Here is a 3,952-nt window from a genome sequence, read left to right as displayed (position 1 = left end):
GGATTGTATCTGCCGCCGGTGTTGAAATAATCGGCACCAACTCCGCCCCAGACAATCATTTCCCTGCCAGTCCACACTGCCGAGTGACCATTTCTGGCATCGGGGGCGTTAGTGGTGCTGGTGGCTATCCAACCGTCGGTCATCGGATCATATCTCCCGCCCGTACCTGGAGGAGTTGGAGTGCCGGTTGGGGTCGGACTTGGGGTTGGGCTTGGGCTTGGGTGTGGGGGCGGGGTTGGAGTTGGGGACGGAACTATTCCGCCCCAAACGATCATTTGGCTGCCGGTCCAGACTGCTGTGTGATTGTAGCGGGCAGCGGGGGCGCCGTTGGTGCTGGTAGGTGTCCAACCGTCGGTGCTGGCGTTATATCTCCCGCCGGTGTTAAAAGAGCCGCTGCTATTGGCTCCGCCCCAAATGATCATTTGGCTGCCCGTCCAGACTGCTGTGTGATTGTAGCGGGCAGCGGGCGCACCGATGGTGCTGGTGGCTGTCCAACTGTCCGCGCTGGGGTTATATCTCCCGCCGGTATTCAAGAAGCTTGTATTGAGTCCGCCCCAGACAATCATTTCTCCGCCGGTCCACACTGCGGTGTGACCGGCCCGGACAGCGGGCGCGTTGGTAGTGGAGGTCGCTGTCCAATTGTCGGTGGTGGGATTATATCTTGCGTTCACAAAGCCAATGCCGTTTCCGCCCCAAACGATCATTTCGCTGCCAGTCCACACTGCGGTGTGACCGGCTGAGGCAGTTGGGACGTTGGTGGGTGTCCACCTGTCGGTGCTGGGATTGTATCTCGCGCCGGTATTTAAGTACACGGGACCAAGTGCCAGTCCGCCCCAGACGATCATTTCGCTGCCAGTCCATACCGCGGTGTGACCGGCCACGGGCGCGTTGGTGGTGCTGGTGGCCAACCAACTGTTACTACTGGGATCATAACGGCCGCCGGTATTCAAAAAGCCGCTGTCGTCGGTTCCGCCCCAGACGATCATTTCGACACCGGTCCATACTGCGGTGTGACCGGCTCGGCCGTCGGGCGCGTTAGCGGTACTCGTGGCTGTCCAACTGTCGGTAGCAGGATTATATCTCTCTCCACTGAAAGATGGTGTTGCAGACGGTGTTGGACTTGCACCTGCGGGTGCAGCCCGCGTGCGTGTGGGACGTGGCGGAACAAATTGTGCGCAGCATGTCTTGCCGCTGCTCAAAGAGTTCGAGCTGCCAGCCAGTCCGCCCCAGACGATCATTTCGCTGCCGGTCCACACTGCCGTGTGATAGGACCGGCCAGGCACGCCCGACGTGCTGGTAGGGATCCAACTATTGGTGCTGGGATTGTATCTCCCGCCGGTATTTAAGGACCCGGGCCCTTCTGCCATTCCGCCCCAGACAATCATTTCGCTGCCGGTCCACACTGCCGTGTGAAGCCATCGGCTAGTGGGCGCGTTGATGGTGCTGGCAAGCGTCCAACTATTCGTGATGGGATTATATCTACCGCCGGTGTTCAGATAGCCGCTGATGCCAAATCCGCCCCAGACAATCATTTCGCTGCCGGTCCATACTGCCGGGTGATAGTACCGGGCCTCGGGCGCGTTGATTGTGCTGGTGGCCGTCCAACTGTCGATGCTGGGATTATATTTCCCGCCAGTATTCAAACGGTTAGGAAAGTTCCATCCGCCCCAGATGATCATTTCAGTTCCTGTCCACACCGCCGTGTGAATGCCTCGGGCACCGGGCGCGTTGGTGAGGCTGGTGGCCGTCCAACTGTCGGTGATCGGATTATATCTGCTGCCTGTGTTCAACCAGGCGCTGCCGTCATAGCCGCCCCAGACGATCATTTCGCTGCCGGTCCACACTGCTGTGTGAGAGTCTCGACCAGCTGGTATGGTAGTGAAGCGGGTTCCCATCCAAGTGTCATCGGTGCAGCCACCGGATGGACTGGCTATTACAGGAAGCGTGTAGTTTGCAGTTACAGCTGCCATTGTTACAGGCGCTTGCGCTTCGGCTTTAGTCACCCACGATCGCAACGGTTCTTTCAGCCACGCAACTGTGGCCAGCTTCAATCGGTCTTTGCCCTTATTCATTACCGCTACGGCATAGTAATGCGCGTCGTCCTCTTGTAGTGGGCTCAATATGCCGGTCTTAATTTGCGCTATCGCGTTTGTGTCGGGCTGATTCGCTGTAGCTGCCTCGCCGTATCGACGCATTACTCCCAGTTGCGGCGCGCCCGGCGGTCGCGCCCTAGCAGGTTTGGTGCTACCAAACTGCGCTGCGAGTCTCGCAACGCTATCTTGCCATTCGCTGCCATTCATCTTCAGAGCCTGGGTGCTCTTTGCGTCGGCAGGAGCCGAGCCGCCGTTAGCGGAGTCGGTTTGTATCCACTCCATTTCGGTGTAGATGCCGCTGGTCTGCTTCATCTGCGTTACAGTTGTGTGCATTCGCAGCTCAGCTTCGGCGCGTCGCTTCAACTCGCCGTGGAATCTTTGATCGTGAGCGTACAACGCCGTGATTAAGCGCTCGGTCAGGACAGGTCTGGCCAAACACTCAGCAATCACCAAGGAATCATTCCCGAGCGCGGTGAATATTTCGCGCAGAACTCCCGGTTGTTTAGTGTGATTGGCGATTCGTTCCATCTCGGCTTGGAGTTGATCGGGAGTAATTGGCCTTTGCCAGTAGTCTTCCAGCGCCTGCGAGTCGCGCAGATAGTCTTCTACCTTCTTCTGAATCTGCTGGGCCGGCATCACCTCATCGAGTGACGGCTTGGGCTTCGAATTCTCTTTCGGCCAGACCCGATGACGCCAGTAAACTTCTTCAATGGCTCGCTGGTAATTTACGCGCTCTGCGAATGTCAGCCCCGCGCCTGCGGGATGGGAAACCTTCTCTGATGCATCGGAACGCCAGAAAGCCAGCAGCGTTCCGGTGACGATCATTGAATAGATTGCCGCTGCGCAAACGAGCATAGAGGCTAAGGTCCTAAGGCTGAACAAACCGGATTGGGCGCTGTGTTTCTTTTTCATAGATAGTTATGGGCGCGGTAGCGGCGTGAAACGCGGCCTGGGCGTTGGTGCAACTCTTGGTGTCGGTGAAGGTCTCGCTGTAGATGTTGGTGTTGGAGTTGGCGGCAGACTAGCTGTCGGTGTAGCTGTTGCTGTCGTGCTAGCTGTAGGCGTGCGTGTAAATAGAGGGCTACAGCTGTAACTGACTTTCAGATCATTTGTGAGGACGGGCTCAAGACACGAAAACGTCGTGTTGCGACCGCATGCGCCGCCCTGCACACCAGTTTCTTCAGAGCTGCCATTATCGGCGGTTACGCCATAAACCGCGCCTCGGATAAGATGCGCTTTCATCGTGGAGCTAATGTGCGCTTTCACCTTGCTTGCGCTTCGGTGCGTAAACACCTTTTACTCGAAACGCCTCAAAGATGTCGAGACAATTTAACCAGATTGAGCAGTGTATTTCCTCTTGTGGTTGCTGGTCGGCAGTTGCATTCGCGATCTGAAGAAAAGCGGCGTCAAGCCGCCGCACTCCAAAGGTCGGTGCGGCGGCCGAAAACATTCGTGTGAATTAGTGTCCGTTCGTGGTTAGCTCAGGCCTGACGCGGAAGGCTCGCTATAATGAAAGAGATTGCTGATTTCCAGATTCGTTCGGCACGCGTGGACGATGTGCCGATCGTCCTGGGACTCATTCGCGATCTGGCGACGTACGAACGGGCGCCGGACGAGGTCACTGCAACGGAAGAACAGCTCGTTGATGTTTTGTTCGGTGAACGGCCAGCGGCGGAGGTGCTTCTTGCTTTTGAAGACGCGTCGCCGGTCGGGTTCGCGGTTTACTTTTACAATTTTTCCACCTGGCTTGGGCGGCCAGGACTCTACCTCGAAGATTTGTTCGTTAAGCCGGAGAAGCGCGGGAAGGGTTACGGTCGCGCGTTGCTTGTCGAGCTTGCGAAAATCGCGCGTGATCGCGG

At 57.3% G+C, this 3,952-nt stretch carries 2 protein-coding genes; one reads left to right on the top strand and one right to left on the bottom strand.

What is annotated here, in order from left to right; all coding sequences use genetic code 11:
* On the bottom strand, positions 1–2,426 hold a 2,426-nt coding region (locus VH187_RS19970), incomplete at its 3' end, for a Kelch repeat-containing protein (RefSeq protein WP_329703189.1).
* A gap of 1,176 nt (positions 2,427–3,602) precedes the next feature.
* Between VH187_RS19970 and VH187_RS19965 the strand changes: the two genes are divergently transcribed.
* Positions 3,603–3,952: GNAT family N-acetyltransferase (locus VH187_RS19965; RefSeq protein WP_329703188.1), on the top strand; the 350-nt coding region annotated here is incomplete at its 3' end.

This window comes from Scandinavium sp. (assembly GCF_036271055.1).
Lineage (GTDB): Bacteria > Pseudomonadota > Gammaproteobacteria > Enterobacterales > Enterobacteriaceae > Scandinavium.
The sequence above is the reverse complement of the archived record's forward strand: the minus strand, read 5'-3'. Positions and strand labels throughout refer to the sequence as shown.